Raw genomic sequence first — 13,117 nt, forward strand, 5'->3', positions numbered from 1 at the left:
TGGTTCCTTTATGACGGCGTCATGCAAGTAGCTGACACTGGAATCCAGTTTTTATTATACAGCTGCTCAATGTGCTCATTACAGTGAAGTTTCCAGTGTCTGGGCACTGGGATGACATCCTTTGGTTTTTTATATGGTTATGCAAGAAATCTAGTGTAGATTTTAATTTATTTTATAAGATTGAAGTGTTACAGTAGCGAGCTTACAACACTACTGTTTTGTAAATTTAGTGAATAAAATTACTTCTTTAACTTTATTGAAGCGAAAAATTGATTTCCATTGCGGTAAATGAGCAACATTATTGAATCTTTACCGTTTTTCTTTACTGCTGAATCAACTTGTTTTTGAAAATCATTAGTATTTTCTATATCGGTTCCATCTAATTGGATAATAATGTCTCCTTTTTTAATACCACGCAACGTGGCATTACTGTTACTATCTACATTGGTAACTATCACACCTTTTGTAGGTACATTATTTTTACTTTCTTTTGATTCTTTTGGCAGATTTGAAACAGTTAAACCGGTTACATAATCAGATGTTGATTTATTTTCTTCTTGATTGTTATCTTGGCCATCATTTGTAGATTCTCCGATCACAACTTTAATATTAACCTCTTTGCTCTTTCTAAGTAACTTAACTTGCACTTTTTTCTCAGGTCCAGCTCTTGAAACCATTTGAGGTAATTGTGTCATTCTATCGATTTTTTTACCGTCAAATTCTAATAATATATCACCTACTTTAATCCCACCTTTTTCTGCAGGACTATCCTTTACTATACTTGCAACCAATGCGCCTTTTATATCTTTTAAACCCAAGGACTCAGCAAATTCTTTCGTTATAGGCTGAACTTGCACACCAAGCCAACCATGTTTTATTTTTTTGCCACTTTTTAATGTGTCAATAATTGACATAGCTAAATTAGATGGTATGGCAAAACCTATACCCACATTGCCGCCAGACTCAGATGGAGAATAGATAGCAGTATTAATACCTATAACTTTTCCATTTAAATCAAATAACGGTCCTCCAGAGTTACCCCTATTAATTGCAGCATCAGTTTGAATAAATTCATTCATAGTGCCAATACTAATGTCCCTGGACCTTGCAGATATAATTCCTGTGCTTACAGAGCCACCCAAACCAAATGGGTTACCTATTGCCATAACCGTATCACCAACCCTTGCTTTATCAGAATCACCAAATGCAACAGAAGAAAGATCTTTATCAGAATTAATCTTAAGCACAGCAAGATCAGTTCTTGCATCATAGCCTAAAACTTCTGCTTTGAAATAAGTATTATCGTTCATAGTAACTGTGATATCTTTGGCGTTTTTAATAACGTGATAATTGGTTACTATAGTTCCACCTTTATCTATAATAAACCCAGAACCAAGCAACACCACCTCTTTGTTAACACTAGGGCCCCTATCCATAAAAAACTGATCAAAATGCTCAAAAAACTCTCTAAAATCATCAAAAAAATTATTTCCTGGCATAGATGGAACTCTAGTTCTGCTGTTATTTTCTTGTTTGATGATTTGTTCGCTTGAAATATTTACAACCGCAGGAATGAGTTCTTCCACTAAATCGGCAAGTCCTTGATTACAGTTGCATGCAGTAGTGCTAGCATCAACGACCTTTTTTGCATTCCAATCAAACATATTAGCATACGAAGAAAACGCAATTAGAAAATATGCAAATATAGATAAAATAAATGCCTTACTTTTCATAAATTATTTCCATCCTTTATTTAAAATATCTAAAAAGTTATTGTTTGGTGAAAGTACAAATTTAGTATTATTTTCGGCAAATGATTTACTGTAAGCGCTCATAGAGCGATAAAAGTTAAAGAACTCTTCATCAACCTTAAATGCCTCATTATAAATTCTAGTTGCTTCAGCATAACCACGGCCCCTTATTTCGTACGATTCTTTTACTGCACTGGAGATAATTTCCCTTTTTAATTTATCAGCTTTTGATCTAACTTCCTGCCCAGCTTGCTCTCCTTCTGCTCTAATTTCTTTTGCTTCTTTTTCCCTTTCAGTTTGCATACGGCGAAATATTGCAGAACTATTTTCTTCTGGTAAATCTGCTCTCTTAATTCTTACATCTATTATTTCTATGCCAAATTTTTCAGCTTCAGAATAAACTCCACGCTGAATCAATTGCATAACCTCTGATCTTTTTTCATTCAACAAGCTAATCAACGAAAATCTGCCTATATTTTCTCTTATGTGAGCTTCTATAACCGGATATAATCTTCTAACCAGACCTGATTCATTCCTCACAGCCTGGTAAAAAGTAATAGGATTCGTTATTTTATATTTTGCATACGCATCTACTATAATACGTTTTTGATCTGCAGTTATCACTTCTCTTGGAGTTTTGTCAGGACTTAAATCTAAAACTCTTTTATCAAGAAACTCTACACTATTTATGAATGGCAACTTAAAATATAAGCCACTTTCCCTAACATCCCTTACAACTTTACCCAGTTGTATAACTATTGCTTGCTTTGTTTCTTGCACAACAAATATTGAATTAGATAAAGCAATCAATAAAACAACAAATACAGAAACAAAAACAATTTTAATATTACTACTCATGGTTATTTTCCTAAATTTGTAAGAGGTAAATAAGAAAACATACCTTTCAGATCATCAGTTACAACAACTTTGTCTACCTTACTGAAAATATTTTCCATAGTTTCAAGATAAATACGATTCTTAACGAGAGAAGGATTCTGTCTATATTCCTCATAAAGAGATAAAAAGCGATTTGCATTACCTTTTGCTTCATTTATTACTTCATTTTCATATGCTTGTGCATCTAATTTTATCTTTATCGCTTCACCCTTTGCTCGAGGTATAATATCATTATTATAAGCATATGCTTCGTTTATAGTACGCTCTTTGTCTGCACGAGCACTTTGTACATCTCTAAACGAACTGATTACTTTTTCTGGTGGATCAATTTTTTTCATTTGAACAGATAAAATCTCTATACCCATTTGGTATCCATCAAGAATCTGCTGCAATAGAATTCTAGTATCTCTAGAAATTTCTGGTCTGCCTTGACCAAGTGCAAAAGAGATCGTGTTTTTACCTATTATTTCTCTCATGGCACTTTCAGCAGCATTTTTAACACTGAAACCGGGTTTGTAATCCCGCACTTTGAATAAATAGTCCTTAGCATCTCTAACGCGCCATTGAACCTCGAAGTTAACGTTGACTATATTTTCATCTCCAGTTAGCATCACGCCTTCACCGCGATCTGTATCTCGCCCATAAGAACTACTTACCCCAATTTCTTCACGATTTACTTCCTTAACGTTCACTTTAAAAACCTTGCCAATAGGGTAGGGGAAGTGATAACGCAAACCAGGTGTTTCCGTATTAGAATATTTACCAAAGGTAAGTTCTATACTTTCTTCACTAGGATGGACAATATAAAAGCCAGTGCAAGCATAGAACAGCAAAATAATGAAAATGATGAAATAAGGTTTTTTGCCCCTGTTTCTGGTTAATCCATTAAGAAAGAACCTTATATCAGATACAGCTTTACTTAAAATATCTTCATTATTAGGAGTTTTGTTCCCTACCGGTTTCTTTCCCAGATTCCAAGGATTATTATCATCAAACATAATGATTGATTCTATAATTAATACGCTAATATTACTTCTTTAATAAGAAAATGCAAACATAAATTGCTATTTTATTTACAAATTAATCATCAGGATGGAAAACATGATCGTACACTTCCTTTTCTCTATGTAATATGGTCGACTCTATGGAATTTTCTGGCTTTTTTTTGAATTCTTTGTTGTCACTCTTTAAGTGCACTACGTCTTTGTGAAAATGGGAATTATACCTAAATAGTAAAGCTATTATTATTAAAGTTATAACAGCCAAAAAGATGAGTGTTCTTTTTCTATACTTCATAAATGCTGCAGCTTCTTGACCTAATTTTCTATGTTACCACAAAACACGTCAAGCGAAATTATTTGAAGACAAATAAATACTGGCAATCAATTTAACACTAACTTAAGAATCAAGGAATACAATTATAATATATTTAATTAATAGTGAGGTTTAAAATGTTACATAATGAAAAAAATTCAAATTCTGTTGGAACTCAACAAAACCAACCAGAAGATAGTTTTGATTTGAATAAAACGATGCAAAATCTACCAAATTCAGATATTGCTAATGATCCCAAGAAGCTAAAAGAAAGAATTACTGACCTGTTAAAAGGGGATACAGAATTCTCTAAGATGAAACAAGGAGATAAGATTCTTGTAGTAAGTGCAGCAAGTGGATTATTTACGGCAGTACTACCACTTTTGGCAGTTGGTGCAACACTTGCTATACCAGGTGCTATAGTTGGTCTTGCTTTATATTTCGCTGTAAAAGTCGCTGTAAAAACAGTTCAATCTGGATATAAAGGGCTCAAGTGGTCAGCAGAAAAAACAGTTGATGGGGCAAAATATACTGCTGGGAAAGTTAAGGACGCATCAACATACGCTGCCGGAAAAGTTAGAGATGGTGCTGTGCATGTTAAAGATAAGGTGAAAGAAGGTTATGAACATTCAGTAGATTCACTGAAAAAAGGCGCTAGTTTTGTAGGCGAAGGAGTGGCAAATAAATTCCATAAGGCATCTGGTGAGACGGACTATTTAGATAAGGTAAAAAGGTTTACTCCAGATGCAATTAAGAAATCTGACGAAATAAGAAATGATATGAAAGCAATTTTTGCTGATAAAGGAAATAATTCTGGGTTAGTGAAAAATGTACTTTCTGGAATATCGTCAGAAATTGATTTAAAAATGGCAGAGAAGGCAAAATCAGGGGAGATTGAACATACTTCTGGATGGCAAGTACAGAAAGAATTCATTAATAGTTTAAATGAAAAAAGCTTGCATAACTTGTTAACACAAAGGTCATTACCTAAAGGTAGTTATTTCATCGACAGTGTTTTCTCTGAACATTACGATGAAATTAAGAAGGTTATTAAAGAATGTAGAGAAAATCATTTGTACTCAAGCGTAAGCAATATGTTTGACAGAGCAGAGAAAAAAGCTAACAGGCCTTCTGTCAAAAGTTTAACTAGGTCTGTGTCATCATCATTCTCTTCACTGGGAAGAAAAGGCTCTGAACAATCTAACAGCTTGTCAAAAAGCAATTCACTAAATTCTGTAAAGACTGACAGTACTGTTAGCAGCGAAGCGGAATTGTTAAATCCTGCGGAGCATAAAGAAGTAAAAGCACCTTCTTCACTTTGGGATAGGGTTTCATCACCTTTCAAAAGTGGCAAAAAGTCAGAAAAAACTTCTGAAGTTAAATATCAAGTTCTTTCTGAATCAGACACGTTGCCTAGAAAAATAGGAAATAGCACTTTTTACGTTGATACTCCTACTCCAATTGAGAATACTAATAAAACTGCAACAATAGGAGGAAGACCAGGAGTTGCACGACGTAATAGTACTAGCAACCTTACTAGGGTAGGAACTCCAGAAGTACCAACTAGAAGCGCCTCATTGACTAACTTAAATGGACAAAGTTCTTTCAGTGAAGATGTTCTCAGTGATCCTAAAGTAAACCAATATTTTGGTAATTCGAATAAAGGAACTCTAACTCGCAGTAATTCTTTTGATAGTGCAAGAGGTTCATCTGGTCCTTCTACACCAACAAGCTCATTAGAAAGATTGGAACAATCTTTCAGTAAAGATGAAGTTGGGGCAGCAATGGAGAAAAACTTAAAAGAATTTAGTTTAAGTGCTAAAACTGAATCTACATTACACAATTCTTTTAGTAATCGTAATGGTTCTGATAGTGGATTCAATTCACCAACTTCTTCTCCAACACATACAATGTTTACTGAAAATGGCAAGGCAAAAACCCAAGCTGACTTAAGAAAGACAGGTCATCTGGACAAACTGGTGGGACAGCCTTCTACGAAAGTAGCTGTTGACACTGACGTTCAACAGCAAGCTGCACAAACAGCTGTGAAAACGAACTAAACAAAGCTATCCACCTTCTCCAAAAGGATGTTACTCAATGAGTAACATCCTTTTTTGTTTTTAAATTATAGAAAAATCCTAGATCCCAGCGGTATGCGTACAACCGTATGAACATTGTGATTTCTCTGCTAGGAAAGGTGTCATCCGAGTAGCTGACACTTGGATGGCTTTGTTGCATCGCTCAAGTGAAAAGAACTGGCAGTTACTGACAAAATTCATTATAAATAGCCATTTAACTGTTGAAGAAAAAATATGCCACAAAAAATGAGAGTCAGTAACTGCCATGAATATAACAAATTTCTCCAAGAAAGAGGAAGCATTTTTTGTTATATCAATGACGCCATAGAAAATTGGTACGAGAATTGTCCAAAAATGCAGGGCGGCAACTATATTTATAGTGATAAAGTTGTGATTTTGGTGCATATAATCGTCAGTTTCTTTAGAATTGGTTTAAGACAAACAGTCGGGTTTATAAAAGGGTATTTGCAACAAATAGGAAGAGATTTGGCAGTTATCAGCTATTCACAAGCATCAAGAAGGTTTAAGAAACTTAATATTAAGATAAATGATTGCAGAAAATAATATGGAAGATATCGAAATTGCTATAGACAGTACAGGAATTAGTATATACAACAACACTCCTGGTCACAGCAAGGAAAATAGCACTGACAGAAAATATCGTGGCTATGAGCAAACGAGAAAATTGCACGTAATGTTGAATATAAACAACAAAAAAGCCATAGCTGTAAAATACAGTAACGGTGTCTACTCTGATCACTATGGAGCTTGTGATTTGCTAAAAGAAGTTGATTTTCAGCATGCCATAAAAGCACTATATGCAGATAGAGCATGTGATAGGCACAAGTTTTATAAGTTGTGTAACGAATATGATATAAAGACAAAAATTCCACCAATAAACAATGCGGCAGAACATCCAGAAATAGATTATATGTCTGACAGGAATGCTGCTATTAGGTTAATAAAATTATACGGTGAAGATGGCATGAAAGAATGGAAAAAAGAAGTAAATTATGGGAAAAGATCTTATATTGAAGGGTTTTTCTCAAGATTAAAGCAAATATTCGGATTTAGTTTTAGGAATAAATCTGAGATAAATCGAGAAAAAGAACTGCTAATCAAATGCTATTTGCTTAATAAATTCACTGATATTGGTATGGCTAAATTTGAGATAGTTACATGAATTTACCATAAATCACCATCTCATAAAGTGTGATGCAACAAAGCCATCCCAGTGTCATGCTACTTGGATGACAAGAAGAGGGTACTGGAATGACAGGAGAAGGGGGGCTACTACCGTCATAAAGGAACCAGTGTCAGCTACTCGGATGATACCTTTTTCTACTTAATTTGGGTTATGCAAGAAGTCTATTCGCGGTATAGATCCCGCTAACACGTAGCGGGATGACGGTTGTCGGTAAGCCTAAGTCAGTTTAGCTATATGCTTTTAATTCCCTCAAAAGGAGAATTAAATATGTGAAGTTCTAGTTGATATGATTTAATGAATGGTTAGTTTAAATTACTAGTTTATTTAAGAGATTTTGATAATATTTAACCCACTTGCTTTTCTGTTTTCCATATCGCGATGGGCTTGAATTATTTCATCAAATTTATATTTTTTATTGATCCGTACAGTTAAAAGTTTTTTTCTTATCATCTCGAAGATTTCCATTGTGGTAAGCACTAATGTGAATCTATCATGCTTATAATGATATATTAAGGTTCCAGTTGCAAATAACGAGCGTGAACTAAGTAAAGAAAAACTAATAGGAGCGTTACCTGATATCTGCCCATAGGAAACGTATATGCCGAACCTGCCTAAAGATTCAAAAGAGAGCTTGCTTGTAGCGTAACCTATGGGGTCATATACTGCACCTACTCCTCTGTTTTGCGTAATCTCCATAATTTTAGAAACGAAGTCTTTATCATTGTAGTTTATTGCGTATGTGCAGCCACTTTGTAAAGCTATCTTCATTTTTTCATCAGAGCTTACAGAACCTATCACTACACCTTTTTTATCCTTCGCCCATTGACATATTATTTGCCCTAAGCCACCATTAGCTCCATGAACTAGCACAAAAGCACCAGGCCTGATTTTATAAGATTGATTAACTAAATAGTGAGCTGTCATACCTTTAAACAGCACTGCAGCAGCAACTTCATCAGATATGTCATCTGGGATTTTTATCAGATATTTCTGGTGTATAATGCGCTTTTCACAATATGCCCCTGGAGGAGCTGTGCAATATCCAACTCTATCTCCGACCTTCAACCCATCACTGATTTTTTTACCAAGCTTTTCAATAACTCCCACTGCTTCTACCCCAAGCACTGATGGTAAATTTTTAATTTTGCGCGTACCTTTTCTGTGCTCTAAATCATAACGATTTAAGCCGATAGTTGTGTGACGCACTAAGACTTCCTCGCCTTTTGGCTCACCTATATTCTTATCTACAAATTCTAATACTTCTGGTCCCCCAGTTTTTTTAATTTGTATAGCTCTAACCATGATGAATGTAAGATAAAAACTTTGATTATGTTATCTAACAATTAATATTTTGCAAAATGTTATTTAGAGTTTATATACTATATAAGTGCATATTAATAGTTTTAAGGTATAAATTATGATGGATAGAGAAAATTTGCTTTATAGTGTTTTGTATAATGTGTTGTACAAAGTGGATAAAGATAACGGTTTAGATACTAGTAATATAATAAAAAAAATAAAAGAAAGGCTAGAAAGTGGAATGCGAACTTCAAGCAAAGAAAACTATTATGAATATTTATATGCTTCTTGGGAAAAAAAAGGTTTTGATATTAATCACAAATTTGATTTGAAAGACTATGATGGCTTTCCAGTAGATAGTCTTTTTTCTATTGCTATTAATAACAAACCTCACGCTTTACCAAATCTAGCGCAAGTTTTAATAAAAGCAGGTACTAACGTGCAAAATGAAAAAGGATATTTACATGCCTGCGCTTTGACTCGTTCTCCAGACGTGTTAAAGGCTCTCATAGAAGCGGGGGTAAGTGATAGCCCACATGAACACTACGGTGGAAATACCGCTTTAGATTGTGTTACTGAATTATATGATGCAGAGAAGTCAATTGAATGCAAAGATTGCTGTAAGATTCTAATTAAGCATACATTGGAAAAAAAACCTCATGAAAAAATGCCAGATTCTGTAAAAAATAATAAGGAATTGGCTCAATATTGGAATGCTTGTGAAGCAAAGAATGAAGGATGGGAATTGATAACACCAAGCACTGAGACACAAGTAGTCGGTGCGCAAAAAGCAAATAAGAACTCCTGCTCAATTCAATAGATCTGTTGCATAATCATTATTTGAATAACAACGCACTCCTTCTATAGCTAACACGTCATACCGCCGCGGAGATCCCGCTAACACGTAGCGGGATGACGAGGTTTACCTTATCGGATTACGTCATACCGCCGCGGTATCTCAAAGCATAGATCCCGCTAACGGGTAGCGGAATGACAGTTTTTCAAATTGTCGGTAAATCTAAGTCAGTTTAGCTATAGCTCACGCTGCTTGGGTGACAATAGGAAAAAGTTTATTACTTAAGCTTAAAAAACGTGTATGATAGTGTTATTTCGCTCAAATCTTTTGTATTACTATCAAGCATTATCTCAGGATCTATATAGAAAGATACGGGCATAGCTGCTTTTTGTTTTGCTAGCAACATTTGCTCTTCAAAACAAAAGCATGCAACTTTATTGAAATACTTACCTGCTTTGAAAGGCGTAACATTATACACCGCCATACCAAATGAAGGCTGATCAGATAGATTTTTTGCGTAATAAAACGCTAAACTTTGTTCTCCTATGTTTACGTCAACGTAGTTAGTTTCTGATTTAAACTCCCAAGGTAGATCGGACATTATATCAGCATTGAAATGGACCCTGATCTTTTGGTTAGTTATATTTGTTGTTGTGTTAGTTACTTTTCTTATTGTGCCACCATACCCAGTAGCTTTACAAAAAATGCTATATAGAGGCACCGATGCATATGCAAGACATAACATCAATACAACTAGAGATATTAGAAAGAAAACTATAGAATTCTTACTGCCTTTCCTTAAAAAGGAAAACATCTAATCCCTATTGTTGAACAAGTTAAGTAACCTGAGTAGATTGAGAAATATATTAATAAAGTCAAAATAAAGATTAGTTGCACCGAGTATTGCCAATTTAGTAGTAGCAACTTCTGATCCGTCATTATGTTTATAATAAACGTCCTTGATTCTTTGAGCATCATACGCAGTCATTAAGGTAAATATTATTACTGATATAAACGATATTGCAAAGTAGAGAGGACTACTTCCAAGGAATAAATTTACTATAGACGCAATGATTAACCCCCAGATTCCCATAATCAAGAAAGAGCCCATACTTGTAAGATCTCTTTTTGTAGTATTACCATATAAAGCCATAGAGCCAAACATGATTGATGTAATGAAAAACGCCCTTGCTATATTTTCTGCAGTATAAACTATAAAAATATAAGATAAGGAAAGCCCCATTAACACTGAGAACGAGAAAAATATAGTAACGGCAGACTGAGCACTTAGGTGTTGAATTCTATAAGACATGTAGAACACCAATGCAACTGGAGATAACATTACCACAAGCGATAGGACGGGATTAGAATGAATCACCTGAAAAAGACCAGAAAACACTGTTAGGAATGCAACAAGCCCTGTGACGCCCAAAGCTAAAGCCATGTAATTATATACTTTAGTTAGGTAACTTCTAAGCCCAGCACTATAATAAGCGCCTTGAGAGCGAATATCCTGTTCATTTCTCATATAAGACATAATATAACTCCTTTTATCCATTACTTAACACATTATAATATAAAACCATATTTTTATCAAGTGTTTTTATTATAAACAGCTATGCGCTGGCATTTGTTTTAATATAAATAGAATATAGGCCTATTGCTGCTGCATTTGAAACATTTAAGCTGTCAATTACGTTTGATATTGGGATTTTTAAAAGATAATCACAGTTTTCTTTAACTAGTCTTCGTACCCCTTTCTCTTCAGAGCCAAAAATGATTACTCTTTTTTTTTCAAAGCTCTTTATTTCATCTATATTTTCTTTAGCATTGCAATCAAACCCGTAACACCAGTAGCCGACCTTTTTTAAATACTCCATAGTTTTCACTATATTTGTAACGTATATTAGCGGAACGATATCTAAAGCTCCACTTGCTGCTTTTGCAATAGATGCATTTTCACTCGGTGAGTGGTTATGTGGTAAAACCAATGCATTGACATTAAAACAAGCTGAAGTTCTTAAAATTGACCCAATATTGTGCGTGTCAGTGACTTGATCTAAAATGACTATAGTAGAGCTGTCGTTTGAGCTTTCAGCTACTTCTTCGATGCTTAAGTTATGAAGGATAGGAGCAACTTTTAAAGCAATCCCTTGATGATTAGCACCTTTGGGTAAAACGTCATTAAGTATTTTGTTTTCTACTAATCGAACTTTAATGCCCTTACTATTTGCACATTGCTTAATTTCTTTTTCGTGTTCTCTATAGAAATTTTCTGTTACTAACAGTTCTATACACCGCCTATTTTTATTCTTCAGTGCTGACATGCAGGTGTGCTTTCCATACAGCCAAAAATTCTCATTAGTTTTTGACGATTTCATCGTATTATCGAAAATCTGGTTTTTATAGAATAAGCAACATTTTACTATGTTTGAATATTGTTGTAAAATTATACAATTCGATTAATGCGTTTATGTCGGACGATGAGTTGGATTGGCAAAAAAATGTTAAGCCAATAAAATGTGGAAAAGTTACTTTGAAAGTTGATCATAAAGTAAATATAAAGTCTATGGTTGATAAAGGTACCTCCGACTTACAAGGGAATTTTCTTAATACCAATAATGGTAACTCATCATTTTGTCTTGACCAAAACACAAAATCAAAAGTTGATAGGGGTAAATATTTTATAAGCGACAAGCTCGATTTGCATGGCTATAATATAGAGGATGCTTACTGTAAATTGATAGATTTTATTATCAAAAATTATCGAGCAGGGAATAGATGTTTATTGGTAATTACGGGATACGGCAGTGCAACAAATAAAACAGACACTATAAAGAATAACTTAAATAAGTGGTTAAATGATACTAAAATCCAGCATATGGTTCTATACTACCAGCAAGCTACGAAAAAACATGGTGGTAAAGGAGCTTTTTATGTTTTATTAAGAAGGCTTAGGTCCTATTAGCTGCTTAAGTTTCCTTTTAAGCCTTAATTTTTCTTGTATAACCATACAGTGTTCGGCAGCGCGTGACGCACAACTGTGCGAACATTGTGATTTGGGTCTACCAGGAAGGATGTCTCCCAGTACCTCTTTTCCCGTCATCCCGCTACGTGTTAGCGGGATCTCATTTCACTTTATGAGGGTGTCATCCGAATAGCTTGACTACTTGGATCCAGATTGGATACTGAGTTGGTGAGTATAAAAGTATAGCTTCTACGTCATACCGCCGCGGTATCTCAGCCGCTAACAAGTAGCGGGGTGACGAGTTACTATACCGCTGCGAACCGTCATACCGCGATTTATTCCATAGCTGTACGAACATTCATTTTTGAAGGTAAACTGCACAGCAAATGGTGTCATTCCAGTGCTTGACACTGGAATCCAGCCGGCTTTGTTGCATCGCTAGCTATGATGGATTAAAGATAAAAAAGGTGGAGAATATCAGTAGCTTATTATTCTGGTATTTATAACAAGAACGGTCAGTGAATACCTAAATTTGAGTAAAAGAAATTTCACTACCACTCACTAATCCGGCTAAAATTCAAGAATTTCAATGCTTTAGCTATTTTCAATAGAATTAAATTTATTAATATAAATAACAAGTTACTATTCTTAAATTTGATCAGATTGATTGCAAAAAAAACAAGATTTTCAATAAGTTGCTTATAATCCTAATTATAGTTAGCCTTTCATAAGTAGCGATGCAACAAAGCCATTCCAGCGTCACGCGCTGCCATGTGATATACAATTTCCTTCGAATTACAACGTACG

General features: G+C 34.6%; 13 protein-coding genes and 1 pseudogene. 5 read left to right on the forward strand and 9 right to left on the reverse strand.

The genetic code is table 11. The features are described 5' to 3' along the window. Nucleotides 1-17: 17 nt before the first annotated feature. The 5 genes and pseudogenes from ABWU40_RS05820 to ABWU40_RS05840 form a co-directional block, all read right to left on the reverse strand. A pseudogene (locus ABWU40_RS05820) lies at nt 18-122 on the reverse strand (WPE palindromic element domain-containing protein); the annotation flags it as partial. A gap of 117 nt (nt 123-239) precedes the next feature. Further along, nucleotides 240-1,733 (reverse strand): DegQ family serine endoprotease, encoded by a 1,494-nt coding sequence (locus ABWU40_RS05825; RefSeq protein ID WP_015589225.1) that lies wholly within the window; start codon nt 1,731-1,733, stop codon nt 240-242. Nucleotides 1,734-1,736: 3 nt separating this feature from the next. Continuing rightward, the gene (gene hflC, locus ABWU40_RS05830) at nt 1,737-2,609 is read right to left on the reverse strand and encodes a protease modulator HflC (RefSeq protein ID WP_015589224.1); all 873 of its coding nucleotides are present in this window, start codon (nt 2,607-2,609) and stop codon (nt 1,737-1,739) included. A 2-nt stretch (nt 2,610-2,611) separates the two neighbouring features. After that, nucleotides 2,612-3,646 carry an FtsH protease activity modulator HflK gene (hflK, locus tag ABWU40_RS05835; RefSeq protein WP_006279849.1) on the reverse strand — a complete coding sequence of 345 codons (1,035 nt, stop codon included), beginning with the start codon at nt 3,644-3,646 and terminating at the stop codon, nt 2,612-2,614. Between the two features lie 82 nt (nt 3,647-3,728). Continuing rightward, on the reverse strand, nt 3,729-3,944 hold the full coding sequence (locus tag ABWU40_RS05840; RefSeq protein ID WP_006279848.1) for a hypothetical protein: 216 nt from the start codon (nt 3,942-3,944) through the stop codon (nt 3,729-3,731). A 155-nt stretch (nt 3,945-4,099) separates the two neighbouring features. Between ABWU40_RS05840 and ABWU40_RS05845 the strand changes: the two genes are divergently transcribed. From ABWU40_RS05845 to ABWU40_RS05855, 3 genes are all read left to right on the forward strand, one after another. Next, a complete protein-coding gene (locus ABWU40_RS05845; RefSeq protein ID WP_353279175.1) occupies nt 4,100-6,022 on the forward strand; it encodes a hypothetical protein in 1,923 nt (640 codons plus the stop codon). Nucleotides 6,023-6,274: 252 nt separating this feature from the next. Continuing rightward, complete coding sequence (locus tag ABWU40_RS05850; protein WP_141456678.1) at nt 6,275-6,604, forward strand: transposase; 330 nt, start codon at nt 6,275-6,277, stop codon at nt 6,602-6,604. Continuing rightward, nucleotides 6,588-7,223: a transposase gene (locus ABWU40_RS05855; RefSeq protein WP_081600764.1), complete on the forward strand. Its 636-nt coding sequence runs from the start codon at nt 6,588-6,590 to the stop codon at nt 7,221-7,223. The genes ABWU40_RS05850 and ABWU40_RS05855 overlap by 17 nt, the downstream gene beginning before the upstream one ends. Nucleotides 7,224-7,571: 348 nt before the next feature. Here ABWU40_RS05855 and ABWU40_RS05860 read toward each other — a convergent pair whose 3' ends face one another. Then, complete coding sequence (locus ABWU40_RS05860) at nt 7,572-8,549, reverse strand: quinone oxidoreductase family protein (protein ID WP_015589284.1); 978 nt, start codon at nt 8,547-8,549, stop codon at nt 7,572-7,574. 115 nt (nt 8,550-8,664) lie between these two features. On the opposite strand from ABWU40_RS05860, the gene ABWU40_RS05865 reads away from it, so the two are divergent. Further along, on the forward strand, nt 8,665-9,366 hold the full coding sequence (locus tag ABWU40_RS05865) for an ankyrin repeat domain-containing protein (RefSeq protein WP_227738557.1): 702 nt from the start codon (nt 8,665-8,667) through the stop codon (nt 9,364-9,366). 253 nt (nt 9,367-9,619) lie between these two features. On the opposite strand, the gene ABWU40_RS05870 is transcribed toward ABWU40_RS05865, so the two are convergent. The 3 genes from ABWU40_RS05870 to rlmB form a co-directional block, all read right to left on the reverse strand. Beyond that, nucleotides 9,620-10,156, reverse strand: a complete 537-nt coding sequence (locus ABWU40_RS05870) for a cytochrome c oxidase assembly protein (RefSeq protein ID WP_015589286.1) — start codon at nt 10,154-10,156, stop codon at nt 9,620-9,622. Further along, complete coding sequence (locus ABWU40_RS05875; protein WP_353279176.1) at nt 10,157-10,879, reverse strand: Bax inhibitor-1/YccA family protein; 723 nt, start codon at nt 10,877-10,879, stop codon at nt 10,157-10,159. 79 nt (nt 10,880-10,958) lie between these two features. Beyond that, a complete protein-coding gene (rlmB, locus tag ABWU40_RS05880) occupies nt 10,959-11,723 on the reverse strand; it encodes a 23S rRNA (guanosine(2251)-2'-O)-methyltransferase RlmB (RefSeq protein WP_015589288.1) in 765 nt (254 codons plus the stop codon). Between the two features lie 92 nt (nt 11,724-11,815). Here rlmB and ABWU40_RS05885 point away from each other — a divergent pair, with 92 nt between their 5' ends. Further along, the gene (locus tag ABWU40_RS05885; protein WP_012673308.1) at nt 11,816-12,310 is read left to right on the forward strand and encodes a Smr/MutS family protein; all 495 of its coding nucleotides are present in this window, start codon (nt 11,816-11,818) and stop codon (nt 12,308-12,310) included. Nucleotides 12,311-13,117: the final 807 nt, after the last annotated feature.

Origin of the sequence: Wolbachia endosymbiont (group A) of Cydia amplana (assembly GCF_964028495.1) — a bacterium.
Classification (GTDB): domain Bacteria; phylum Pseudomonadota; class Alphaproteobacteria; order Rickettsiales; family Anaplasmataceae; genus Wolbachia; species Wolbachia pipientis.

Excerpts from the sequence above, each read along its gene's own strand:
- ABWU40_RS05885 (WP_012673308.1), top strand. The coding sequence starts at position 11,816 with ATGTCGGACGATGAGTTGGATTGGCAAAAAAATGTTAAGCCAATAAAA.
- hflC (WP_015589224.1), bottom strand. The coding sequence starts at position 2,609 with ATGAGTAGTAATATTAAAATTGTTTTTGTTTCTGTATTTGTTGTTTTA.
- rlmB (WP_015589288.1), bottom strand. The coding sequence starts at position 11,723 with ATGAAATCGTCAAAAACTAATGAGAATTTTTGGCTGTATGGAAAGCAC.
- ABWU40_RS05855 (WP_081600764.1), top strand. The coding sequence starts at position 6,588 with ATGATTGCAGAAAATAATATGGAAGATATCGAAATTGCTATAGACAGT.
- ABWU40_RS05870 (WP_015589286.1), bottom strand. The coding sequence starts at position 10,156 with ATGTTTTCCTTTTTAAGGAAAGGCAGTAAGAATTCTATAGTTTTCTTT.
- ABWU40_RS05845 (WP_353279175.1), top strand. The coding sequence starts at position 4,100 with ATGTTACATAATGAAAAAAATTCAAATTCTGTTGGAACTCAACAAAAC.
- ABWU40_RS05850 (WP_141456678.1), top strand. The coding sequence starts at position 6,275 with ATGCCACAAAAAATGAGAGTCAGTAACTGCCATGAATATAACAAATTT.
- hflK (WP_006279849.1), bottom strand. The coding sequence starts at position 3,646 with ATGTTTGATGATAATAATCCTTGGAATCTGGGAAAGAAACCGGTAGGG.
- ABWU40_RS05825 (WP_015589225.1), bottom strand. The coding sequence starts at position 1,733 with ATGAAAAGTAAGGCATTTATTTTATCTATATTTGCATATTTTCTAATT.
- ABWU40_RS05840 (WP_006279848.1), bottom strand. The coding sequence starts at position 3,944 with ATGAAGTATAGAAAAAGAACACTCATCTTTTTGGCTGTTATAACTTTA.
- ABWU40_RS05865 (WP_227738557.1), top strand. The coding sequence starts at position 8,665 with ATGATGGATAGAGAAAATTTGCTTTATAGTGTTTTGTATAATGTGTTG.
- ABWU40_RS05860 (WP_015589284.1), bottom strand. The coding sequence starts at position 8,549 with ATGGTTAGAGCTATACAAATTAAAAAAACTGGGGGACCAGAAGTATTA.
- ABWU40_RS05875 (WP_353279176.1), bottom strand. The coding sequence starts at position 10,879 with ATGTCTTATATGAGAAATGAACAGGATATTCGCTCTCAAGGCGCTTAT.